This window comes from uncultured Desulfovibrio sp. (assembly GCF_910584445.1).
Classification (GTDB): domain Bacteria; phylum Desulfobacterota; class Desulfovibrionia; order Desulfovibrionales; family Desulfovibrionaceae; genus Desulfovibrio.
In genome coordinates this window covers 19043-40149 of record NZ_CAJUBO010000007.1, presented here as the reverse complement: position 1 = coordinate 40149, position 21107 = coordinate 19043, and the positions used below count along the sequence as shown (strand labels likewise).

Genomic DNA, 21107 nt, shown 5'->3' with positions numbered 1-21107 from the left:
CTACTCCTCCAAAGGTTGAATTGTTGCCTGTCCGGTGTAATCCCACCATTTGCGGTTGCCCCACGGCCCAGACCAGGATTGATGGCGCAAGGTCGTGCCGTGGAGCGTCAAAAATTCCTGGCCCGCCGTGTCCGTATCCTCCGGCTTGAGACGCTCGGCCTGCGCGGCAAGCGCGGCCACCTGTCCGCCCCGGCCCGATACGGGCGCAATCCGGGCTGCCTGCGCCCCGTGCGTGGCGGAAAACCCCGTATGGAGAGGGTAGGCCGTCCAGGGGCCGCTCCACGGGCCTTGCCAGCCGTTTTCGTCCAGACGCTCGCCCCGCAGGCAGAAGCAGGCCGACAAGCCGCCATGCGGGCCGCAAAGGCCGGTCTGGGGGCAGGAGAAGCCCAGGAGCGCCCGCCGGTACTCCAGCAGCGGAATGACGCGGCGCAACGGGCCATGCAGGGACAGGCGGAAGTCGCCAAGGATCGGGGAATCGTCCACCGCCACCGCCCGGCGCACAGCGCCAAGACGGCCATTGAGAGAACCAAGGACGCCATTTTGGCGGTGGCCGGGAACCAGTTGCGAGCGGGCAAAACCCAGGACGCGCAGCCGCCACGCGGGGATGATCCGCGTCCAGCCGCTGGACTCCACCCACGGGCCTTCCCACGGGCCAGACCAGCCATGCGGCGCGAAAACCCGCTCGGCATTCTGCAAACTGATTATTTCGCCGATGACGAAACTGTGGCGGCGGGTAAAGGTATCCGACAGACGCGACTTGCCGAGCAGAAAGGCATTGAGGCGGCGCATGCCGCGTCCGGCCAGCACGGCGGACAACGCCACCCGGCCAGGACTGGTCAGCACTTGCTCACCCTGGTAGCGCGAGCGCAGGCCGAAGCTGATGATCGTCCCGGAATCTCCGGCATCCGGCATGGTCACGCCAGACCAGTAGGACAGCCAGCCGCTGCCGAGCCTGGGGCCGATGGAAAGCGTGATGGGCCGCCGGTCATAGCTGTCATTGTAGAGCCGGAAGAAATAGGAGCGGGCGGGCTTGTACTCATTGACCAGCCAGATCAGTGTCTTGATGTCCGCTACCTGCTCGGCCTGCCCGATGTCGCTTTCCGGCGTCTTGAGGCGCACCATGAACTCCGCCCAGCGGGTAGGCGCAAACTGGCGCATGTTCTCAACGGCCAGGACTTCAAAGCCGTAGAACTTGAGGATTTCCGGCAGCCCCCGAACCTTGCCGCCCAGCAGGTGCCAGCGCCAAGCGTTGACCACGCGGGCGCGGAACTGCTCCGCGCTCTCGCGCGGGTGGCGGGTCAACCCCCGGCTTGTGCCGAAGCCCGGAATCAGCGCGTCCTCGCAATGCTCCGGGAACCACTGCTGGCGGAAATACAGAATGTCGTCCCGCGTCTCGTCCAGGCTTGCCGCCTGCCCCCTGACCAGCGCCGAGAGCGGCCCCGGATTGTGGATAAGGGGCCAGCGCAAGATGTCATGGAAATAGCGCCAGAACTCGGAGGACATGCCTATATCTCCTCGGCCATGCGGGTCGTGAGAGAGAGGCTTTCCAGCCGCGCCACGCCGTCCGCCGGAACGCTGATGACTGCCTGTGCCGGGCTTGTCCAGACCACGCGCTTGACGCCCGGCACGGCAAGGACGGTATGCGTCAAAAGGTCAAGCGTGAGGTCTTGCCCGATTTGCAGGGCGGCCACGTCGGAGAGCGGGCTTGTCTCCGCGAACAGGGCGCGGATACGGGCCTCGGCCTGCGCCACAATGGCGGCGGGATCGCCGCTGGTGTACTCAATCTCTCCGGCGATGGCGCAAGGTACAGGTTCCGGCCCCTTGACCAGCCAGTCGTCATTGATGGGCACGTTGGGCGCGATGGCGGCGCGGACTTTCTCCAGCAGCGCCTCGGTGGGCAGCACGTCCGCGCCGCGCACCACAACGTCCACCGTGCCCTGGCCGCGCGGGTGCTGATCAAGGATGCTGACGCTGGTCACGCCCGGCACGGACAAGGCCCAGGACTTGTAGGCGTGCTTGGTGCAGCCGTTGTTGGCCGCCCACGCAAGGGCGTAGCGCTCCTGAAGCTGGGCGTCCGTCTCTTCGTCCGCTCCCTCGCTTGTCAGCCAGTCGGCCTCGTTGCTGATGCCGGATATGCCCTCCACCGGCGTCACCAGCTCGCAAATCTGGCCCGTGGAGGCGTTGGCCGCCGCGCCGTAGTCCTCCGCCTCCACCGGCACGTCCACATAGGCGGCTTCGGCGGGCAGGACGGCATCGGCCACTGTGCTGTAGCGGTACACCTGGCCGATGCCGTCCGGGAGAGTGCGGACAATGCGCCGGGCCGGGATGGCGACATTGCCCGCAAGGGAGGATGACGGCGCGCGCAGAAAGCGCACATTGCCCTTGGCCTTGGTGGCCGGGCGGCGGGAAAGATTGACGCTTGCGGCGTGGGTATCAAGCCAGTCGCCGGAGGCAGTGGCCGGAACGGCCTGTCGCATCAGGCGCTGCAAGAGCGCGTAGATTTGCCAGTAGCCCCAGCAGTAGAGTTCCAGCAGCCCGCGCACCACGCCCCTGTTGAGATTGAGGCGGCCAGGCAGCCAGCCTTTGGCGGCAAAAATGTCCTGCACCTCCTCCACATGGGCGAAGATGGAGGCCCGGACATCATCTATCGTTTTTGAAAGTCGCGGCAAAGCTGTCGGTTCTTGGCTGGACATCCTGGATCACCATTTCCATCGTCTTTTTATTGATCTGAAGGACGAGATTGAGGGGTGAGTCCTCGGTAATGAAGCGCCAGAAGACTCGCGCCGTGACGCTCGTCTCGTCCCAATGCGTCACCGTACAACGCACCGAGCCGACAACCACACGCGGGTCCAGCTCCACACGCATGATGATCTCCGCCTCAAGGGCGGCTCTGGATGCGGCGGTGGAGTCCTCCGCAATCCAATCATGGACGAGCGAGCCGAATTCAGTGTCGTAAAACAAGCCGCCAAGACGGGTGAAGATGCGCAGCACGATATCCTGCACGCCGGTATCAATCCCCTCGGTCAAAACCAGCTCGCCGTTGGCAGCCACTTTGGCTTGTCCCTGCGCGTTCAGGGCAATGTCTTGTCCCCAAAAGTCGGAGGTGCTAGAATTCATGGGAACAGGATAATCTGCTGGAAAAATATGCGCCCGGAAAGGGGGCGTTCTATGCAAGGAAAAAGGAGGGGAAATATGAATGAGTTAGAAGAGCACATTCCACATCAATGTTGCATTGAAAATTTTTCGGAAAAAACCATAAGCCATGAAGGGACAACAACCACCACGAAAAAAGGGGAAAGAAAAATTTTTTATGGGGATGCGGCTCTTGCGGTTGCTGATGCGGAAGCCCATGCCATTGAACGCGAATCAGTAGCCAAAAGTGAAGGAATAAAAGTAATAGCCAAAGGTGCGGCTATCGGGGTTGGTGCTAGCATTTTTTATGCTTTTGCCTCTTCTCTAAATACGCCCCCCACTTCGGCTTCCCGCGAAGCTATCCCCACTGACGCGAAGGTTCCCGGCAATGACGACATCCCCGGTAATGTTGGCGGAACCGCGTAAGCTGTAACTCCCTTCATGCTCCCGGTGATCCCGTTCATGAACCGTGCCCAAACCTCCGCCGGTTCCCCGTGCGGTTTCGTTGCCTTCCTTGACGATTTCGGGGGCGCGAAGGGTCAGCGTTCCCCCGGCCTCAATGGTGGCGTCTTTTCCCGCCTGGACGACGGCGTTGTCCCCGGCCTTGATCGTCCAGTTCTTGCCGGCTTCGGCGCTGATGTTTTCCGGGGTGAGCGTGACAAGCTGTTTTTCCTTGTCGATGCGCATCTCCACCCCCGGCTGAAGCTGGATGACAAGCTCGTTCAACTCGGCCTTCGGCGCGTTCTGGCCGAGGCCATAGCGGATGTTGGAGATGAACGGATAGTTGGGATCGCCGTCATAGAAGCTCAAATCGCACAGCGTACCCACTGTCGGCGGGCAGACCAGACCACGATCCGGCCCTCCCCATAGCACCGGGAGCGCCACACGCGGCACGACAGGCTCCGAGTCGTCCACGCTCTCATCACATCGCAAGGGCTGCACGTCGGCAAAATACTGGCCGTCAGAGGCGTAGACGCCCACGATTTTGGCCTTGCGCGTCATGCGGTAGTACGAGCGCAGATCAGGCATGGCCAGTTCCACCAGTTTGCGGATGAGACCGATAAAATCTCGTTTGCCTTCCCGTTCATCCATGTCACATCCCCTCGGTCACGCCTTCGTGCGGCAGAAAAGATCATGCCCACCCTGCATCCTTGCCGTAGGTAACAATGGTCGTATTGCCGCCTTCGGCCAGAGAGTGAACGACGTCAAGGGCGCGGGCCGTGATATTCAACCCGCGCCGCGTGTCGGTGATATGCACCAGCCGGCTGTGGGTAAGCCCGGGGAGCAAGACGCTTGTGACCACGCCGACGCCGTCCGACGTCTCCGGCGGCGTATTGGCGATGAGATTTTCGCATGTCGTGATGGCATAAGCCGCGCCCGGTTCGTCCCCGGCGCTCCACGTCAGGCCGGATGCGCCGAGCCAGAGCGCATGGCGGCTCATGTCGTACCCAAAGGCACGGGTCAGCGTATTGGCAAGTTGCTTGATGGCCCGCGCCACAGGCACGTTGGAAAAGACCTGGTATGGCAGCACATCGCCCGGAATTTCCACCGCTCCCACAGGGAGGCCGGTGGCGGACAGGAGTCTTCTGGCCACGGCGGCGGCAGGCTCTCCATAAAAGGAATCCTTGACGAGAGTTGTGGTCAGCGCCTTCTCCAGTCCCACGGCCTGCACGGTAATGGCGTCCGCAGCCTCGGCATCCGCGCCGGGCTGCCCGATTTCCGCCACGCTGCCTTCCCATTCCTGCCAAAAGTTGGCCTCGCCCCGATAGCCAAAGCGCAGCGTAACCTGCTGTCCAAGGGCCAGAGCGGCGCGGGCCACCCCTTCGGGATCGGGGATGACGATCCGCGCGCGACTGACCACGGCGCGGCGGCGCGACACAAGCTCGATACGCGGACTCCTCAGGATTTCCAGCGGCCCCACATTGCAGCGGATATTCAGCCCCTCAATCAAGCTCCACCCCGATCACTTCTTCCGCTTCCCGCGCCGCCTCCTGACCCTTTCTCGCCGCCAGGTCTTTTGCCTGTTGGGCCAGTTCTGCGGGGGTCGGCTGCCTGGCCACGGCCTGCTCCTGCTTCACAATGGGAGGATTGTGTTCGGTAAAGGCCAGGGTGGCCCTGATGTCATCGCTTTTCATGGATTCGGCGGAGTCCAGCTTGGAAAAGACGACCTGCCGGATGCCCCGCGCCAGCAGATGGCGATTGGCAACGGTAAAAATGGTGGGGTTGGCCCTGGCGTCCGTCTTCTTGAAAATTCCGTTCAGCGTGTTCAGCTTGTCATAGCATGTGCCGGCATCGTCCGTGGTGAGGTACAGGGACAGGGAAATGTCGCTGTCTTCCCATCCCTGGGGGGTCTTCTTCTTGCCGGAGGATTTATCGACGGACTGCTCATCAAACCTGACCGCGCATGACACCCGGATATCCGAGAGGATACCGGGCAATTCCTCACCGCCGATACGCACAATGCCGTCTTCAAAGGTCAGGAGCTTCATGCCATGCTTTCCCCATATTCCATTGCCGCCGATTTGAGTTGGTCATAAAAATCGTTGGCGTCTTTCACGTTTGGCAGCGTGATGTTTGCGATGTGCAAGGCGAAAGACTGCTGCGTCTGGCCACTGGCCTGCGATGCCGCATCGCTCTGCCGGGCTTCGGCCACGTCCTTCGGCATGCCGGGGGGTTCGGGGATCTTCGGCGCGATCAGTTCCGGGGCGTCATCTCCGCCAAAGAGGCTCTGCCACACACTGCCAAGACCCTCCTTCAGCGTCTGGAACTTGCCGGAGATGGTTTGCATCAGGCTTGGGAAACCGGCATTGACGCCTTCGCCGAGGGTGGTCATCAGGCGGGAGCCGGAAAGTGTGAGGGTCGAAAGCGGGCCTTCCCTGGCGTCGCTGAACGGCAGGAGGTTGCGAACCCGCTGAAAAACGCCCTTGACCGAGTCCACGAGCGCCCCGGCGGCGGACTTGATACCGTCAACGATGGTGGTCAGCAGCTTGGCCCCGCACTCGAACAGATTGATGCTGTCAAGGTAGGCCATGACCTCGCCCCAGGCCGCGCGGATGGAATCTCCCACGCCCCACAGGTCGCCCACGAGGGCAAACATCTCGCCGAGCCCGTGGAAGACCGAGCGCAGGGCCTCTGCTGCTGAAGGGATGTCCCCGGTGAAGGCAGCGGCAACGGCGCTGAAGAGACCGAGGACATTCGCCACTCCCTGCGCCAGAACGCCGAGAATGGTCGCCAAGGTTTCCAGAGCGCGCGTGAGGTAGCCGCCTATCACTTCCCCGAGGCTGCGCGCGTCCGCTGCCGCGCTTTTGACTTCCGTGCCGAAGACCTTGCCGATGACACGACCAAGGATGTCGAAAATTTCGCGGATTTTGAGAATGGCCGGCGCAAAGACAGTCGTGACCACGCTAAAGTCAAGGGCATCCCAGATGCCGCTGAAAAATTCCCGAATGCGAAAGACGATCTTGCCGACAGTAACCACCAGGTTTTCCAGCCCTGTGGCCTTGATATCCCTTGCCAGCTCTCCGCGAATTTCGGAACTGGAGCCTTTGAGATTGTTGAAAATGGCGATGACGCCGTTCACAACGAGCTTGATATTGCTCCACCAGCGGGACAGGACAGTGGCGATGCCGCCGAAGTCCGCTTTCCACGCCGCGTAAAACGTGCCGGCAACGGCAATGAGCGCCCACACGGGAGCGCCGAGGCCCAGGAGTGACGTCTTGAGCGCCAGCATCACTTTGCTGACAAAGGGCGCGGCCTTGCCGACAGCCCACATGCCGGCGGCAAAGCCTGTAACCGCCACAACGGCGGTTGCCAGAGCGCCGGCAATTTTCAGGATGGCCGAGCCGTCCTTGCTCTGCGCAAAGGCGTCCAGAAGGCGCAAAAGCCCGGTAATGGCGTCCACCACTTTGCGCACGACCGGAAGGAACATCTTGCCCACGCTGATCTGCAAGGACTCCCACGCGCTGCCCATGCTCCTCACGCTGCCGGCGAGGGTATCGTTCTGCTTTGCGGCCATCTCCGCCGCAGTGCCGCTGCCGTTTACCAGGTTGTTGATTTTTTCAAGCAGCTTGCCCGATCCGTCGGCTTGATTGATCAGCTCGGAAAAACCGGCCATCGCCTCTTCGCCGACGATCTTTTTCAATGCCTCGATCTGGTCTGCGGAACCAAGACTCTGCATTTTGGCGGTCAGTTCGCCCAGAACTTTTATCGGGCTGCGGAGGTTGCCTGCCGCATCCTTGGTCGTGACGCCAAGGCGCTGCATGAGTTCCGCAGCCTTTTTACTGGGCGCGGCCAGCTTGCCGAGCATGGCCTTCATGGTCGTGCCGGCCTGCGATCCCTTGATGCCCACATCGCCGAGCAGACCGGCCATCGCCGCCGTTTCCTCCAGAGAGAGGCCGGCTTTCCGTGCGATGGGGGCCACATATTTCATCGTGTCCCCCAGCTTCTCCATGTCCGTATTCGCCTGGGCGCATGTCAGGGCCAGGGTATCGGCCACGCGGGTCATCTCGGACGCCTTGAGGCCGAAAGCGCCGAGGATGTCGGAGGAGATGTCGGCGGCCCGGCCCAAGTCCGTGGCCGTGGCCGCCGCCAGATTGAGGACGCCGGGCAGAGCGTCGAGGTTTTCCTGTACGCTGAACCCGGCCATTGCCAGATACTGCTCGGCCTCTCCCACCTGGACGGCGGTAAACTGCGTGATGGCGCCCAGTTCTCTGGCCTTGTCTTCAAGGGCTTTCAGCTCCGCGCCCGATGCGCGGGAGACCGCTCCCACCTTGGCGATTTGATCCTCAAAGCCTGCCGCCACGGACACACACGCACCAAAGGAGCCAAGCAAGACCCCGGCCCCCACAGCAATCGGCCCCAGGGCCAGGGCAAGTTGTCCCATGCGGGCGTGGAGCGATTTTGTCTCCGCGTCCACGCTGCCCATTGCCTGCCGGATTTTACCGAGGGGGCCGGAGAGCATGTCCACGAGGGAGAGTGTCGCAAATATCTCGAAGACTTCCATGATTCCTTCTCAAATAGCTTGCCCCCGCACGTCCTGTGCGGGATGCAAGCTCGCTTGCAAGCGGCGCGACGCTTGCTGCGCTCCGCTGCGCGGCTGCCCGCATCCTTGCGGGCTACTCCTTCCTGCCCCAGAAACTGCGGCTCATGGCCTCAAAGAATCTCCTCTCCAGCCAGACGGCCTGGTCGAGTTGCGCTTCCCAATCCGCCATCTCCTCGGCTGGCTCGGAATGCAGCCAGAAGCGGATGAGCGCATCGCCCTGACCATAGCCGTCCGGCTCTAGTTTCCCAGGTCAGCGGAAATCCCGACACCCTTGAGGATCGCGGTGGCAAAGCTGGCGGTGATACCGGGATATTCCTCCATGCTCTCCAGGAACCGCTCCTTGTCATCGGGGTGGATGATGTCCAGCAGGAGATTCCGGGCCGCCTGCGTGGAATTTTTGGTGGCCTTGTCCTGCAGGCGCTGCAGCTGGACTTTGGTGGGCTTGGCGAAGCGGAACGTCAGTCTGACGGACTTGCCGTCTTCGGCGCTCTCGCCCGCCCACGGGTCTTCAAAGGCGTGGGTGAAGGACGCATATTTGCGGGTGGAGACTGCGGCGTCTTCGGGCTGTTTCACATCGGACATGCTGAACTCCTCGTTGCGGCAAAAGCCGGTTTATTTGTTCACTCCCTTGTAACCGCAAAAAAAGAAACGCGCCCGGAAAGAGCGCGTTCAGTGCAAGGATTTTTTGCCCCTACATATACCGGCTTTTATGCTCCCGCTTGGCGGGAGTGCCGTTCCACAGGATGGGCGAGAGGATGACGAATTCGCAGGTAATGGGCGAGGCATTGGTATCGCCCTGACTTGCGCCGCCCCCGGAGAACTTCTGGATTTTGCAGTTCTTGAGCGTGTCGGTGACGGTCGGCATATCGTCATTGCCGTAACTCACCACAATCGTGATCGGCGCGTGGTCATAGATGCCGCCGCCGGCACTGGTAAGCTCTTTCTTCAGCTTCTCCCATTCGTCCCGATCCAGCGTCATCGAGCCGCTGGCCTCATAGTTTCCCCGGCCATAGCCGAGAGGCACGGAACCGCGTCCATAGCGCCCCTCGATGCTCTGGCCGTCCTCGTATTTTATCTCGGTGACCGCGGCGATTTCCCCATGCGGCCCGGTGACGGTCATGCTTTCCCAGTCGTATCGGTTCCCATTGACTGCCATGCTGCCTCCTAGTCCTCGTCCGTCATGCGCGGGTCAAACTTGCTCCCCGCGTAGACGTATTTGTTGAAGAGATGGATTTCCCGGATGATGGGAATGCCAATGAGCGTCGCTTCAACCTGGACACCGTTGTTGACGATATCCTGACCAACGGGGATGTCGATTCTGTAGGCGGCAAGCTCTCCGGCTCCGACCATCACGTCCAGAGCGTTTTCCAGGTTGGCCTTGAGATAGGCCAGCCCTCCCTGGCTGTTGACACGCATGGGATCGCCAAGCTCGTCATTGAGGCTCTTCAGGGCAGCCACGCGGGTAAGACGTACCGCCCGGAAGACCGTCCGCAGAGGTTCCTCCCAGCGGTAGTCGCTCGTCTCATCGGCCAGAGTCCGCGAACCGGCCCAGTATGTGCCGTCCATGCCGGCATACTGCCTGGCGGTAATGAAACCGGCATCCTCCAGCGCTGGCTGAATCGCCTCCCAGCCGTCGGGCAGGGCAAGCTGGGACACGGGGCCGTCCTTGACACGACCCGCCGCGCGCTGCACGGGGATGGCCATGACGCGCCCTGCCTGGAGTCCGGCGGCATTGCGCAGGCGGGCCTGCCCTGTCGTATCGACCACTTCGCCCCACTGCGGGCAGACGGTGACGAAACGGGCGGCAATGCCCTGGCGCTCGGAGAGGAGCCATGCGGCGAAATCGCTCATGTCCTCGTGATCATACGGCAGGCGGGTCTCCATCTTGAAGTAGGTGGGTCGCTGCTGCCCCCAAAGTTCCTCCGCCTTGGCCTGGGCCGCAAGCCAGTCCACGCTGTCGCTTTCGCCCACGACGTACACAAACTCCACATCATGGATGGCCAGAGGGCTTTCCAGCGCGTCCAGCACATCCACGATGCTCGGCGCGGGCGGCAGCAGGCGGCAGGTGTAGGTCGTGCCGGCGGCATAAGTGCCGGCAGGGAACGTGAGGACAACGCCAAACCCCGGCAGCCTGTATTTGCCGTCAACGGGGATGGTGCGCGTCCGCTCGAAGCTGTCGCCGCCATCCGTGGAAAGCCGGAACGTGCCCTCGTTGAGAGTTCCGCCCCTGACGATCTGGACGACCAGTTCCGCCCCGGCCAGCACAGCGCCGCCGCTTGCTTCCCCGACTTCAACCATCGGGCTGTCGGCATCGCCTGTCCTGTAGACGGGGCCGACGGGACAGCGCACACTGCAGGCATAGCTCGTGCCGACCTCCAGCTCGGCATCGGAGGCAAAAATCAGCGTGACGCCGGTATCGCCGAGAACATGCTGCGTGGCGCTGGTCACCGGCTCCGCGTAGGTTTTGCCCCCGTCCAGACTGACCTCCAGCTCCGCAGTGCCAAGCGCGCCCGCCGTGGACACGCGCACCAGCACGTCCGCGTTCTGCGCCGGGTAGCCGGACAGCGTCGCGGGAGAGCCATCGCCATGCTGCGAAAGCGCGGAGATATAGCCGCACGGCTGCCCCTTCACGGGCACGGCGACGAGGTAGGGGTCCTGACCACCGGTTACCAGCATGTCGCGCACACGGTCGACCAGCGGCCCAACGCCGAGCAGCGCCTCAAGATCAGTCCGCTGGCCGATCATGTAGCCCTTGCCGACCTGCCCCTTGGAACAGACGCCCGCAACGAGCGCCTTGCCGTCCACGCCGCCGGTAACTATGCCGCTGGTGCCATCAATGAGATAGTGAAAGACATCGCCCATGTGGCATCCTCCTTACGCCAGCCGTCCGCCGCCCATAGGACGGGATCTGACCCTCTCCAGGGCGCCGCGATACTCGGCATCGGTGACCATCTTGCCCGCCTCCCAACCCATACAGCGCATCAGCGCCGCCTGCTGCCAGCTTGCGATGCGGTGGCGGTCTGCCAGTACGGACAGGGTTTCCAGAACAGGCTGCGGCGGCGCGTCATCCGGCTTGCTCGTGGCATCCTTGGCGACATCGCCGGTTTCCTGGGTTGTGGCGCTCCCTTCCTCGGCGGCGACTTCCGCATCCGTTTTGGAGACATCCTGGCCGTTTTCACCGCCGGCAGCGGCTGCCGCCTCCGGCGTGGCCGCACCGGGCGCTGACTGCGTGTTCTCCTCGGCCTGTGCCTGCTGCGGCTCGCCTTGGACGACCTGGGACTCCTTTTTATCTTCAGCCTTCTTGACCATGTTTTGCCTCCATTGAAACATTGATGGTGAATGTGGGAATCAGCGCCTCGACTTCGTCGGCGGTGACGCGCCAGGTAAAGGTCAACTCATACAGCTCATTGATGTAATGGAAGACCTCGATGACCTCATCGCCAACGCGGTTGTCCGGAGCTTTGCCGAAGGTGGCCTTTTCGGCCCGAATCCCCACCCAGTTGCCGCGTTTATCGTTGACCCCCCTGGGCAGCGCGGCCACGAAGGCGTAAGCGAAATCGGCAAGCCACGCATCGTCTTCCGCAAGGATGTTGGCGGCTGCCGAGAACTCCACTTCATACAGCTCACGCTTGCGGACGCGGTTTTTCTCTGTCCGGACAAAGGCCAGCGTGCGGCCAGTCCGCCGATACGTTGCCGGCAGGAACTGCAGCTCGACCCGTGGCCTGTCCAGGGTAAGGTTGTCGCTCGCCACCTGATTGATGACGCGCCCTTCAGGCAGTCCGGCGGCAAGCGCCGCCTTTGTGATGACCTCGGTAGCCAGCGTCTGCATCGTCACGCCTTGAAGGTGCCCGCGAGGAACTCGGCAATGACAGCCATGGCTTCTTCCCTGTCCTCTTTCGAGACGCCGAGATAAGGTCGCGCCGGGATTGAAACATGATGTCCCTTGCCGGCCTTGCCGCCCATCTGGTGTATCCGGGCATAGACGACATTATTGCTGCCGACCATGACCATGCTGGCTGTAGCCGCATAGCCGATTGACTTGCGCAGCTCGGCCGTGTTGGTCAGCGTCTTGCCGCTTTCGGCGGCGGCACGCTTGGAGGGCTGCCACGGCTTTCCGTCCGGCCCCTCCTCGGCGTCAAAGCGTTTGAGGGTACTCGATACGAGCGCCTCGCCGATGCTGGCCATGAGCGCCTTTTTGGTGTCGCCCATTTTGGAGGACGCCTTGCCGACGACCTTGTCGAAGCCGCCCCAATTCAGAGCAACGCCGTTCTTCACCGCCATAAGCTCCTCCGCGCCCGATAGCCGCAATGTTTGCAGATTCGGGCCACGCCCGCTCCCGTCACGACCAATGAGAGCCGGTGTCCGCAGACAGGACAGCACATTTTACAACCCCCTCAGATCGAACAGCGGCGGCCTGGACATGACGGCCACGCTGGGGTCTTCCCGATCGGGGTGGGCTTCTTCCAGCGGCAGCTTCTGGCGGCCTCTCACAATGTCCTCCAGAAGTTCGGTGGCGTATTTCCACTGCTTCTGGATGGGAATCCATTCATTTTCGCTCGTGGCTTCCGTCTTCATCAGGGAGGTAATGGCCCCGATGACACGGTAAGCGCCAATGGCCGCCACGATGTACCGCACAAGCTCCGGCACATGGGGCCAGGGTTGCGGGTACCTGTAGGACAGAGCATCGCCGACCTCCCCGGAAACCTCGTCGATGACCCTGTCCACAAGGCCGGGATTCAGCTTCTCGCATGCCTGCACATACTTGGGCAGGAGGAGGTCGGTGATATGGGAGGCTTGACACAATCGCATGGCATGGCCTTTGCGCGCGATTTAGACTAGTTTTAGACTAGTCCAAATCGGTTACGGCGATGTTGGCCCGTCCGGGCGTGTTTTTTCGCCACAGCGGCGCATACGGCGTTACGCCACCGCCACGCATTTGCAGACGCTCCGGGAAGGCCGCGCGGGCATGGGTTTGGTCTGGCCGATGAGCGTGATCCCCGAATCATCCTCGCGCTTCACGGGCACGATGTGCATGGGCACGGCGGCATTAGTGGCCGATATGGAGTCAATGGCGCAGTACCAGATGATACCGGGCACATCCACGGCAATGGCCATGAGCGTCTTGGCGTCCAGCTTGGGCACCCACTCGCCGGACGGGGCGGGGTAGGTTTCGTCCATGAAGCGGATAACGTAGGAACCGACCTGCACCTCGCCGTTGCCCAGCTTGATGGACAGCGGCGCGTTCTGGGCCGTGGACTTCCAGTTCTCCGCCATGTCCAGGAAAACCGCCGCCACGTCTTCGCCGCAAAGGAATTCCACCTTGCCGCCGAGGCCGGCCATGCGGATTTTCTGCTGCATATCCCGCAGCAGGCGGTAGACGTCGGAGAGCGAGGATGCCCCGGTGAGCTTGGCCGACAGGGTGTGGGAGAGCGGAGCGCCATAGTCCAGACCGTAGTCGGCGCTGCGCCCTCCCTGCAGCTGCACCGGCCACGCCAGCTTGCCGGTGGACAAAACACCGGCGCACATGCCCTCGGTCGTGTTGTGCATGGTCTGCCGGATCTGCTCCACCTTGCGGGTGCGCCAGGCTTCCAGCGACGCCTGGTTCCCCATGACGACGCGCAGGTCGTTCATCTCGGCGGCGGAAACGGGCACCTGCACCTTGATCGGCAGGGGCGCGAAATACTGGGTTTCCACTTCTTCTTCCAGGAGGGGCACGGGAGACCCCTCGCGCCGCACCACAGGCACCGTCTGGACAACGGCCCGAAGATCGGTAATGCCGAGCATGGGCAGCGGATGCGCGGGCCGGCTTTTGAAATAGGAGTCCATGATGGTGGACTCGATGGGCGGCAGCGTCTTGAGACTCTGCGCCACCGCCTGCGGCGCAAAGAGATTGCGAAGCGTTGCGAGCATTGTGATTCCGCCTTGTTAGACTGTTTTGGACTACACGGCGAAAATGCCGCGCTCCATGAGCAGGGCCGCCTGAACATCGGTCAGCGGCTTGTCGTCACCGGTTTTCAGCAGGCGCGCCTTCACGCCGCCATGCACCACGCAGAGCGCCGAGGTCTCGGCGGATTCGCCCGTAGGATCGCAAGGGCTGTCAACCACCGCCGCCGGCGAAACCGTGGCCGCGTCCGTGGAAAGCAGCGGCTCCCAGGCCACGCCCACAACCTTTGTGACGGCGGCCTCGCCTTCGCCCGTGGTTTCGGTGACGTCCACGCGTTTCAGCACTGTCCCCACGGGGATCGCTTTCGTCCTGGCGCTGGCCGAGAGCGGCAGATAGTGCAGCACGACCTGATGGTCGCTGGTGGCGGCACGTTCTCCGCCGATGGTGTGCTTGCCGAGATACCCTTCATTTGCCATGAGACGCTCCTACAGCTTGGCGGTCAGCTCCGCCGGGTTGATGGTCTGGGTGCCCTGCGCGCTGTGAGCGGGAGGGGCGGAGAACATGGCATCGCCCCGTTCGTCCGCCGGTCTGGACTCCTGATCGCGCAGGTATTTCTCCTCCAGGCTGATGGTCTCGGTCTTGCCGTCCGGGGAAGCAAAGTCGATGCTGCCGCCCTGGGCAGCCAGCGCGGCGGCGAATTGCAGCACGCCGGGCTTCTCCGCCGGGGTGATCCTGCCCGCCGCCACAAGGGCGGACACGCGGGCCTCGCGCCGCTCGGCTTCCACAGCACCCTTGTAGGCGGCGAAATCGGCGGCGGCCTTGTCCGCCTTTTCCTGCGCGGCGGTCTTTTCGGCCTCCGCCTTTTCCTTGCCATCCTTGTGGCTCTGTGCCTGCTGCTTCAGTGTGGCGTTTTCGCTTTCCAGGCTCTTGACGCGCTCCTCCAACGCGCCGATTTTCTTCTGCAGATCATCGTCGGGCATACCGTTTCCTCCTTGTGTGGAAAAATCCACGGTTATGGCTTCCTCGCCCTGTGCCAGCTCCACGGCCTTCAAGCCGTCTATGGCCGGCTGCGCCGCGCCCAGAAGCGCCACATGGCGCAAGGTCACCCGATCCGGCATCAGGCTCATGCTGACGTGGCGGTAGTGCCCTTTTGCCACAAGCTCCTTCACCTCGCCCGGAACCTGGGCGAATTGTGCAAGCAATTTCCCGCCTGTGGCCTTGACGCGCTGCGCCCAGCCAAAGGCCGGGGCCGCGTCCGTTTTGGGGTGACCGAAAACGAGCGGGCAATCCCGCTTTTGCGGGTCGTAGGCACTGGCGATGGCCGAGAGATCCGCATCCGTAAACGTTTGCGGCCTCCCCTGGCTGTCGACGAACGTGCCGGCACGGGCAATTTCGATCCAGTTATCCATGCAAAAGCCCCCGTTTCTGGCTACCATGAACCAAAAACGGGGGCCGCGCCTGGACTCCAGGCGGACTATGCAGGGTATTTTAATCGGGCAGCAAATCCCATCTCGGCATCTTGATGGCGATGTCGCGGATATCCTCACGCTTCACGAGGGTGTCCAGCCATTCCTGCGGGATGTCTTTCAGACCGTAGTGCAGGCCGGCCAAAGCGCCGGTGACAGCGCCCGTCGTGTCAGTGTCATCGCCCAGGTTTACCGCCCGCAAGACCGCGTCTTTGTAACTTTTGGTGGTCAAGAATGACCAGAATGCCGCTTCCAGCGTATCCACCACAAAGCCCGTGCTGCTGATCTCGCTCTCCGGCAATACAGCGATATCGCCTTTGAGAATGCGGTCAAACTTGGCCAGAGCGGCTTTATCCAAGAAGGCGTAGCCACTGAATGCCTCTTTCAGCTCCGCATAGGCGGCCTTCTTTCCGCGCCCCTTGCGCAGCAGATTGAGCATCTCCAGATAGATGAAGCAGGCCGTCACAGACCAGGGGTGGGCGTGCGTCATGGAGGAGACGTCTTTCGTTATCTGATACCGCTGCCGTGCGTCGGGTTTGCCGAAGAAATACAAGGCGAGCGGCGCGACTCGCATCAGGCTGCCATTGCCATTGTCCTTCTCTTCCTTGCCCCCGGCCCTGGTCGGCTCTACCCCTTTTTTCATGCGCTCAATAGCGCGATTTGTGGCGTTGCCGATGTCAAAGGTTTCGCCATGCGGGGTGTAGGCCGCCTCGTCGCGCCAGGCAATAAAGCTCTTTGCGAGGTCTTCCATGTAGATTTTTGTCGGCCCCATATTCTCCGCCAAAGCCAGCGTCATGGATGTGTCATCCGACCATGTTCCCGGCGGCTGGTCATAGGTTCCGTAGCCCTCCATCTTGGCGACATGGAATGTCCCGCGTTTTTTGAATTCAACAGGCACACCGAGGGCATCAGCCACAGCAATGCCCAAAAGCAGCGATTGCGGCTTATCATCGGCGGCCTCGTAGTTTTCGCAGCCAGCTCCATGCCAGTACACGTCATCAGGCTTGCGCTCCGGGGCTTCATAGATGGTGCATGTATCTGTGGTAGCCCTGTCGAGGACGTAGCCCTCGCCTGCTGTCGCCCTGAAAATACAGGTACGGCAGGCTACGGGGTTAGGATGTAACGCCGTCCAGGTTTCGTTTTCCCAACGCGGCTTTGCTGCTTCCATGATCTATACCTCGATTTGCTCCACAACTTCCATATCTATAAAAATGCCCTTGTAGCCTTTTTCAACCTTTGTGATTCTGAATTTTGTCCCACGCTGAATAATCGTTTCAAGCTCATGCCCAAAGAAGGATTGACCGCTCATGCCGTCCCACTTCTTTTTATCGCCTCCCCCATAAGCGCTAAACGGCTCGGCATACAGCATTTTTGTCCCTTTGGGGCAATAAATATTGAAAATAACTCCTGAAAAACCATGCCCTTTACAGCTTCCGCATGAAACAAACGCGGTATCAGTAACTGCGTCTTTTTTTAGCAGGTCGAATAATTTGTCCTGCGACATGCTCATCAGCTGTTTTTCTGAAATCCCCAAAAACGCCGCCGCTCCAGCAGGCTGGACGCCGCGCTGCACCCATATATCTTTATCGTAGGTCGACCTGTTGATCAGATTCGTCAAATGCTTGATTGCAGCTCCTGACTTCTCATTGTTCAAGCTTACTTTGCCGATGCCCTTGAAACTGCTCCAAATTTTATCATACCCACGTAGCGGTCGGTTGAAAGACCCTGACCCGGAAGTATATTTATAGGCAGCGCTCTTTTCAACTGCCTTGGCGGTTCTCCAGACTTCGCCGCATTTCTGTCGGAGGACATTATCAGCCTCTTTCGGCGTCTTGGCCCAAATCGCCGCATTTTTGCGTTCCTGTGAGTACGGGTCGTCAACAGCTTTGACAACCTTGTCGGAAACCTTACCCCCTTTTTTGAGAGATAACAAGGATGCCTGATTATTTTTCAGGCTCTGCTGTAGATTGTAGTATTCCTGCCCCTTTTCTGAAAACTCGTCCAGGTCTTTGAGAAATTTCTGAAATTTTGCAACATTCTCGGATGAGATGCCTCCGTGCCCAAGTTTGGCAAGGTAATAGTCTTTTTTTGCCTGAATGCTGGCGGCCTTGCTCGCCCAGTCGGCTGTGGTGACCTCGGACTGCCAGATGCCGCTATAGGTTTTGACGGGAAAGGCATCGATCTTTGTCTTGAGCTTCTTTTTCTCCGCGTTCAGCTTGTTTTTGAGTGCGGTTGCGGCCTTTTTCTCAAGGAGCGCCTGCTGCTCGGCCTTTTTTGCCATCAGGGCTTCTTTTTCGGCCTTGTCCTTGGTTGCCTTGATCTGTTCCTCCAGTGAGGAGATTTCGACCTGGATGGATTTCTGGGTGACGGGGGCTTTTTTGGCCGGAGCAAAATCTTTGAGGCCCGGCAAGTCGGCGATGCCGCCGTTTTTTGCCCATTCTGCAAACGGGTTATTGCGGAAACCAGGGTCGGCCCCTGGGAAATTGACAAAATACTCCATGCCCGTTTTGGGGTCTGTCCAGACGTCGGCTTTGGGCATATCCGTTTCAACGGTCAGCCCCTGCGCCTTGACCTGCCGCTCGGACAACGTGACCACGGAACAGCGGCACCTGAAGCCATTGGGCGGATAATTGGACCCCCAGAACTCGTGATCAGCCGGGTAGACCTTGCCGTGCAGCACGGCATGGGAGGGGCGGACGCGCTTGTCCATGACGGCCAGATATTGCCAGTATGGCCGGGATTTCTTGACGGCCTGCATTTTTTTGTAGCGGCCTGCGGAGTAGGCGGACTGCATGTTGGTGCGGAAGATGTTTTCAACCCTGTGGCCATGCCAGCCCTGGCTTTCTATCGCCTGGAGGATGCGCGCCTTGAATTGCGGCAGCGTCTCGCCATTGGTCAGCGCAGCCTCAATACCATCGCTGACCAGTTGCACGAGGTCTTGCTGATACAGGCCAGTGACGTAGAACGCCCGCGCCTTCGCGCCGTCCGCCAGCCCCTTTGCCTGATCCCATGTCAGCTTCGCGCGCTCCTGCCAGAACTTGATGGCCGCATCGGGCTGGACTGGTTCGGCGATGAGTTCAGGATCATCCAGCGTGATGTCAGGCGTTTTCTTGGCCATCGGCTTCGATTTCCGCTTCTATGGCCGCAGCGCCATGCCCTGCGGCGGCTGTCATGGCGCAGGCCAGGAAGTTCTCCAGTGTGCGCGGCGTCATGGAGGGGGCCAGCAATTCCACGAGCCGATCCTGCAGATCGTCATAGCTCGTTGCCTTACGGACGGCGTCCTCCACCTCGCCGACAAAGGCGTTGCTGGCCCGCAGGGTCTTTGGCAGCATTTTGACAATAGCTGCGTCCAGCGTCTTTTGCGCCGTTTCCGCCATTCTCATTTCTCGTGCTGCTGGCGCGGCAAAATCCGTTGCGGCCCCCTCCGTCTCCGGCAGCGATGGCGCCGCGCCGCGCACCTGAAATTCGCCGGGCTTCAGGCCATAGACCTCCGTGAAATGCTCTTCGGTGAATTCCGCGCCGATTTCGGTCAGCTTCTTGTCCAGATCGGCGCGCGTGTTGAGGTCGTCCGGCTCTTCATACGCGGCCAAAGGAGCCAATACGCCCGGCGTGGCGTTGACCTGGGCATAGAGCCACGCGACTTCATTCCAGGCATCGCAGACCATTGCCTTGTCGGCGTCGGCCAGCCCTTCGGCGACATCGTTATGCGTCTGGGCGGCGGCCTGGCTGTTTTTCCCCTCCATCTCGATCGTAAGCGTCTGCCCCATGAGGATTTTGCTGATGGCCTTGTCCTGGCGTGCCAGAAATTTCTCGTGGATTTCTCCCTGCGTCTGGCCCGCGCTCTCCAGCTTGACGTTTGCCCCATGAGGGATGACCGCCACGGCATCCTGCACCATGCGGGCAAGATTGCGGGCCATCTCGTTTTTATCTTCGGCCTTGGCCTGGCTGGGAGCTTCGCCGACCACCCACGGCATGCCGTGCCGCTCGACAAATCTGGAGTAAAAGGTGAGGCCGCCGCGCTTGAAACTCACGGGCCAGAGGCAACGGCTCAAAAGCCGCAGGCCGTAGGGGTTGTCGTAGGTAGCGTGGTGCGTCACAAAGACGAATTTGCCGGGTGGCAGTGGCTTTGGTTCGGCACAGAACAGGCCGTATTCACCCACGAATACCGGCTGGTTTTTGCTGTCAAAGCGAAACCAGTGAAAGGGCCGGGCGATGATGTCCACGAGATGCCACCAGTCGCCGGAGAATTCCCAGACCAGTTCCAGCGGCGTGTAACCATAAAAAGGCGCGTCCAGTATGGCGCTGATGATGGATCTCTGGTTTGTGCGCTCCAAATCCTGCCGAAAACGCCGGAAAAGTTCCTCGGCCTCCGGGGTCGGCTCCTCGCCCTCCACGGCCCCGGCGCGCAGGCTGAAATGCGGACAGTTGAGGACGCGGTTCTTGCGGGAGAGCATGGCCGTGGTGACCTGGTCATCGGCGGAAAGATCGTGCAAGACCGTGGCCTCATCGCCCCTCTTGCGTAAAACCGGATCAGGGTCTGGCAGGGTTGAAAGCCAGCCCTCCAGCTCCGCATAATAGACGCCGGCGTTCTGGCGCGTGGCCAGCTCCGTTGAAAGTTCCGCCGCCGAAAACGGCCTGAACGTGCCATCCGGCATATAAAGCCCATCGGCCATAGAAATCGCCTCCGTTTTCTGGCAATATGACCGGAAATCGGAAGGAATGCCTGTAAGCCGTGCGAACTATGCGGAAAATATGAGGACGAATATGGAAAGCTTAATGGGCTACGCTTTGTGTGCTGGCATTGTTTATCTGGTATGGAAGTGGCGTAAAAAGAAAAAGGGGAGTTTGAGTGAGAGCAATCCAAAGAGCAATAGCGACTTCAACTATGCTATATCTATTGCCACAGGTGACAGAGCGGAACAGAGAATCTCATCATTACACCGTGAAGCTACAGATTTGAAATCAAAAGGAGATTTTGAGAGAGCAATTCAATGCTTGCGTGAAGCGGAAATTTTGAAAAAAGACACAAAAACTATTTATCCGATAAAACATTCTTTGCGGCTTCCCCTCTTTTTGCAACAGAGTGGAAACTTTGATGAAGCTATGTTTGAGTTTCAGAAATTGATTGATGGTACTGAAAAAAGAGTTCTTGAATGGTTGCCAAAGCGGAGTATTGCTTCAAAGAAAATGCTCATGGAAGCTGATTTATACGAAATATATGGGAGTATGGTTACGGCATGTAAGCGCGAAAAACGGCAGGATTTAGTTGAAAAATATTCACAACTTTATGAAAAGCACAAAAGCTGTCATGCTAAACTGTTAAAACAAGATACGGCAAGGATCACTCAAAAAAAATAGCATACTTACCGCCATCCCGCCAAATCGAACCCCACCATCGGCACACCGACATAGTCCCAGGGTTCGTAGCTGCCGAGTTCCTTCCGCGCATCCAGCATCATGGCGCAGGCGATCACGCTGTCGCCGTGCCTGCCGCCCGTCTTGTCTCTGGTGCGCTGTTCCGGCACACGCGCCACGCCCTTGACCACGCGCAACGAGCGGAAATCGGAGAGGATGCCGGAGTCCC

General features: G+C 60.5%; 22 protein-coding genes and 1 pseudogene. 2 read left to right on the top strand and 21 right to left on the bottom strand.

Going from position 1 to position 21107, the window contains the following annotated elements:
• From QZ294_RS04680 to QZ294_RS04670, 3 genes are read right to left on the bottom strand one after another with little or no spacing between them, the layout of a single operon-like run.
• Positions 1 to 1503, bottom strand: coding sequence for a phage tail protein (locus tag QZ294_RS04680; protein WP_297047348.1), 1503 nt, complete (start codon positions 1501 to 1503; stop codon positions 1 to 3).
• Between the two features lie 2 nt (positions 1504 to 1505).
• Positions 1506 to 2669, bottom strand: coding sequence for a baseplate J/gp47 family protein (locus QZ294_RS04675; protein ID WP_366140555.1), 1164 nt, complete (start codon positions 2667 to 2669; stop codon positions 1506 to 1508).
• Positions 2641 to 3117 (bottom strand): baseplate assembly protein, encoded by a 477-nt coding sequence (locus QZ294_RS04670; RefSeq protein ID WP_297047341.1) that lies wholly within the window; start codon positions 3115 to 3117, stop codon positions 2641 to 2643. Before QZ294_RS04670 ends, QZ294_RS04675 begins: the two co-directional genes overlap by 29 nt.
• Before the next feature lie 75 nt (positions 3118 to 3192).
• Here QZ294_RS04670 and QZ294_RS04665 point away from each other — a divergent pair, with 75 nt between their 5' ends.
• Complete coding sequence (locus tag QZ294_RS04665) at positions 3193 to 3558, top strand: hypothetical protein (RefSeq protein WP_297047339.1); 366 nt, start codon at positions 3193 to 3195, stop codon at positions 3556 to 3558.
• On the opposite strand, the gene QZ294_RS04660 is transcribed toward QZ294_RS04665, so the two are convergent.
• From QZ294_RS04660 to QZ294_RS04580, 17 genes are all read right to left on the bottom strand, one after another.
• Positions 3457 to 4224 carry a baseplate assembly protein gene (locus QZ294_RS04660; RefSeq protein ID WP_297047338.1) on the bottom strand — a complete coding sequence of 256 codons (768 nt, stop codon included), beginning with the start codon at positions 4222 to 4224 and terminating at the stop codon, positions 3457 to 3459. The two genes, QZ294_RS04665 and QZ294_RS04660, sit on opposite strands and share 102 nt — an antisense overlap.
• Positions 4225 to 4264: 40 nt before the next feature.
• Positions 4265 to 5083 carry a hypothetical protein gene (locus QZ294_RS04655; RefSeq protein WP_297047336.1) on the bottom strand — a complete coding sequence of 273 codons (819 nt, stop codon included), beginning with the start codon at positions 5081 to 5083 and terminating at the stop codon, positions 4265 to 4267.
• A complete protein-coding gene (locus QZ294_RS04650) occupies positions 5076 to 5621 on the bottom strand; it encodes a hypothetical protein (RefSeq protein ID WP_297047334.1) in 546 nt (181 codons plus the stop codon). Before QZ294_RS04650 ends, QZ294_RS04655 begins: the two co-directional genes overlap by 8 nt.
• Positions 5618 to 8092 (bottom strand): phage tail tape measure protein, encoded by a 2475-nt coding sequence (locus QZ294_RS04645; protein ID WP_297047538.1) that lies wholly within the window; start codon positions 8090 to 8092, stop codon positions 5618 to 5620. Before QZ294_RS04645 ends, QZ294_RS04650 begins: the two co-directional genes overlap by 4 nt.
• 318 nt (positions 8093 to 8410) lie before the next feature.
• Positions 8411 to 8755 carry a hypothetical protein gene (locus tag QZ294_RS04640; protein WP_297047331.1) on the bottom strand — a complete coding sequence of 115 codons (345 nt, stop codon included), beginning with the start codon at positions 8753 to 8755 and terminating at the stop codon, positions 8411 to 8413.
• A 109-nt stretch (positions 8756 to 8864) separates the two neighbouring features.
• Positions 8865 to 9329, bottom strand: a complete 465-nt coding sequence (locus tag QZ294_RS04635; RefSeq protein WP_297047329.1) for a hypothetical protein — start codon at positions 9327 to 9329, stop codon at positions 8865 to 8867.
• 8 nt (positions 9330 to 9337) lie between these two features.
• On the bottom strand, positions 9338 to 11035 hold the full coding sequence (locus QZ294_RS04630; protein WP_297047325.1) for a DUF2586 domain-containing protein: 1698 nt from the start codon (positions 11033 to 11035) through the stop codon (positions 9338 to 9340).
• A gap of 12 nt (positions 11036 to 11047) precedes the next feature.
• Positions 11048 to 11482, bottom strand: a complete 435-nt coding sequence (locus tag QZ294_RS04625; protein ID WP_297047324.1) for a hypothetical protein — start codon at positions 11480 to 11482, stop codon at positions 11048 to 11050.
• Complete coding sequence (locus QZ294_RS04620) at positions 11466 to 12002, bottom strand: translation initiation factor 2 (protein ID WP_297047322.1); 537 nt, start codon at positions 12000 to 12002, stop codon at positions 11466 to 11468. The genes QZ294_RS04625 and QZ294_RS04620 overlap by 17 nt, the downstream gene beginning before the upstream one ends.
• Before the next feature lie 2 nt (positions 12003 to 12004).
• Complete coding sequence (locus tag QZ294_RS04615; protein WP_297047320.1) at positions 12005 to 12454, bottom strand: phage virion morphogenesis protein; 450 nt, start codon at positions 12452 to 12454, stop codon at positions 12005 to 12007.
• A 102-nt stretch (positions 12455 to 12556) separates the two neighbouring features.
• Positions 12557 to 12982 (bottom strand): phage protein Gp36 family protein, encoded by a 426-nt coding sequence (locus QZ294_RS04610; protein ID WP_297047318.1) that lies wholly within the window; start codon positions 12980 to 12982, stop codon positions 12557 to 12559.
• A gap of 108 nt (positions 12983 to 13090) precedes the next feature.
• On the bottom strand, positions 13091 to 14083 hold the full coding sequence (locus tag QZ294_RS04605; RefSeq protein WP_297047317.1) for a major capsid protein: 993 nt from the start codon (positions 14081 to 14083) through the stop codon (positions 13091 to 13093).
• Between the two features lie 30 nt (positions 14084 to 14113).
• Positions 14114 to 14533: a hypothetical protein gene (locus QZ294_RS04600; RefSeq protein ID WP_297047315.1), complete on the bottom strand. Its 420-nt coding sequence runs from the start codon at positions 14531 to 14533 to the stop codon at positions 14114 to 14116.
• Between the two features lie 9 nt (positions 14534 to 14542).
• Positions 14543 to 15466, bottom strand: coding sequence for a phage protease (locus QZ294_RS04595; protein ID WP_297047313.1), 924 nt, complete (start codon positions 15464 to 15466; stop codon positions 14543 to 14545).
• A 79-nt stretch (positions 15467 to 15545) separates the two neighbouring features.
• A complete protein-coding gene (locus QZ294_RS04590; RefSeq protein ID WP_297047311.1) occupies positions 15546 to 16691 on the bottom strand; it encodes an ADP-ribosylglycohydrolase family protein in 1146 nt (381 codons plus the stop codon).
• A gap of 3 nt (positions 16692 to 16694) precedes the next feature.
• Positions 16695 to 18641, bottom strand: coding sequence for a phage minor head protein (locus tag QZ294_RS04585; RefSeq protein ID WP_297047309.1), 1947 nt, complete (start codon positions 18639 to 18641; stop codon positions 16695 to 16697).
• Positions 18622 to 20196, bottom strand: coding sequence for a DUF935 family protein (locus tag QZ294_RS04580; RefSeq protein ID WP_297047307.1), 1575 nt, complete (start codon positions 20194 to 20196; stop codon positions 18622 to 18624). Before QZ294_RS04580 ends, QZ294_RS04585 begins: the two co-directional genes overlap by 20 nt.
• 91 nt (positions 20197 to 20287) lie before the next feature.
• Between QZ294_RS04580 and QZ294_RS04575 the strand changes: the two genes are divergently transcribed.
• Positions 20288 to 20881 carry a hypothetical protein gene (locus QZ294_RS04575; protein ID WP_297047305.1) on the top strand — a complete coding sequence of 198 codons (594 nt, stop codon included), beginning with the start codon at positions 20288 to 20290 and terminating at the stop codon, positions 20879 to 20881.
• Positions 20882 to 20886: 5 nt separating this feature from the next.
• Here the strand turns inward: QZ294_RS04575 and QZ294_RS04570 are convergent.
• Positions 20887 to 21107 (bottom strand): annotated as a pseudogene (locus QZ294_RS04570) (hypothetical protein); the annotation flags it as partial.

Excerpts from the sequence above, each read along its gene's own strand:
- QZ294_RS04575 (WP_297047305.1), top strand. The coding sequence starts at position 20,288 with ATGGAAAGCTTAATGGGCTACGCTTTGTGTGCTGGCATTGTTTATCTG.
- QZ294_RS04590 (WP_297047311.1), bottom strand. The coding sequence starts at position 16,691 with ATGGAAGCAGCAAAGCCGCGTTGGGAAAACGAAACCTGGACGGCGTTA.
- QZ294_RS04665 (WP_297047339.1), top strand. The coding sequence starts at position 3,193 with ATGAATGAGTTAGAAGAGCACATTCCACATCAATGTTGCATTGAAAAT.
- QZ294_RS04630 (WP_297047325.1), bottom strand. The coding sequence starts at position 11,035 with ATGGGCGATGTCTTTCACTATCTCATTGATGGCACCAGCGGCATAGTT.
- QZ294_RS04635 (WP_297047329.1), bottom strand. The coding sequence starts at position 9,329 with ATGGCAGTCAATGGGAACCGATACGACTGGGAAAGCATGACCGTCACC.
- QZ294_RS04615 (WP_297047320.1), bottom strand. The coding sequence starts at position 12,454 with ATGGCGGTGAAGAACGGCGTTGCTCTGAATTGGGGCGGCTTCGACAAG.
- QZ294_RS04660 (WP_297047338.1), bottom strand. The coding sequence starts at position 4,224 with ATGGATGAACGGGAAGGCAAACGAGATTTTATCGGTCTCATCCGCAAA.
- QZ294_RS04650 (WP_297047334.1), bottom strand. The coding sequence starts at position 5,621 with ATGAAGCTCCTGACCTTTGAAGACGGCATTGTGCGTATCGGCGGTGAG.
- QZ294_RS04670 (WP_297047341.1), bottom strand. The coding sequence starts at position 3,117 with ATGAATTCTAGCACCTCCGACTTTTGGGGACAAGACATTGCCCTGAAC.
- QZ294_RS04620 (WP_297047322.1), bottom strand. The coding sequence starts at position 12,002 with ATGCAGACGCTGGCTACCGAGGTCATCACAAAGGCGGCGCTTGCCGCC.
- QZ294_RS04680 (WP_297047348.1), bottom strand. The coding sequence starts at position 1,503 with ATGTCCTCCGAGTTCTGGCGCTATTTCCATGACATCTTGCGCTGGCCC.
- QZ294_RS04625 (WP_297047324.1), bottom strand. The coding sequence starts at position 11,482 with ATGGTCAAGAAGGCTGAAGATAAAAAGGAGTCCCAGGTCGTCCAAGGC.
- QZ294_RS04645 (WP_297047538.1), bottom strand. The coding sequence starts at position 8,092 with ATGCTCTCCGGCCCCCTCGGTAAAATCCGGCAGGCAATGGGCAGCGTG.
- QZ294_RS04605 (WP_297047317.1), bottom strand. The coding sequence starts at position 14,083 with ATGCTCGCAACGCTTCGCAATCTCTTTGCGCCGCAGGCGGTGGCGCAG.
- QZ294_RS04610 (WP_297047318.1), bottom strand. The coding sequence starts at position 12,982 with ATGCGATTGTGTCAAGCCTCCCATATCACCGACCTCCTCCTGCCCAAG.
- QZ294_RS04580 (WP_297047307.1), bottom strand. The coding sequence starts at position 20,196 with ATGGCCGATGGGCTTTATATGCCGGATGGCACGTTCAGGCCGTTTTCG.
- QZ294_RS04640 (WP_297047331.1), bottom strand. The coding sequence starts at position 8,755 with ATGTCCGATGTGAAACAGCCCGAAGACGCCGCAGTCTCCACCCGCAAA.
- QZ294_RS04595 (WP_297047313.1), bottom strand. The coding sequence starts at position 15,466 with ATGGATAACTGGATCGAAATTGCCCGTGCCGGCACGTTCGTCGACAGC.
- QZ294_RS04585 (WP_297047309.1), bottom strand. The coding sequence starts at position 18,641 with ATGGCCAAGAAAACGCCTGACATCACGCTGGATGATCCTGAACTCATC.
- QZ294_RS04600 (WP_297047315.1), bottom strand. The coding sequence starts at position 14,533 with ATGGCAAATGAAGGGTATCTCGGCAAGCACACCATCGGCGGAGAACGT.